Source organism: Paucilactobacillus oligofermentans DSM 15707 = LMG 22743 (assembly GCF_001434315.1).
GTDB lineage: Bacteria > Bacillota > Bacilli > Lactobacillales > Lactobacillaceae > Paucilactobacillus > Paucilactobacillus oligofermentans.
Window position 1 is genome coordinate 1 of the sequence record NZ_AZFE01000016.1, and the last position, 305, is coordinate 305.

1 pseudogene is annotated in these 305 nt (G+C 37.7%); it reads right to left on the bottom strand.

Going from position 1 to position 305, the window contains the following annotated elements:
• A pseudogene (locus tag FC70_RS09330) lies at positions 1–305 on the bottom strand (accessory Sec-dependent LPXTG-anchored adhesin); the annotation flags it as partial.

Here is a 305-nt window from a genome sequence, read left to right on the forward strand (position 1 = left end):
GAAGTTGATGCACTTTGTGAAGTAACCACTGAATCGGAATTTTGATTTGATGTTGAATTACTCTTTGAAGCACTACCAGATTCAGAATCTGATGTGTTGGTTGAGTTTGAGTCAGAATCTGAAGCTGAACCAGATTTACTGTTTTCACTATCAGTCGATTGACTATCGGAATTTGAAACTGACTTACTTTCTGAATTGTTTGAATCCAGTGAATCGCTGCTTGAATCACTTGACGAATCACTCAGTGATCCTTGACCTGATTCCGATTCAGATTTTGATTGTTCTGCGGAAACAGATTCTGATTT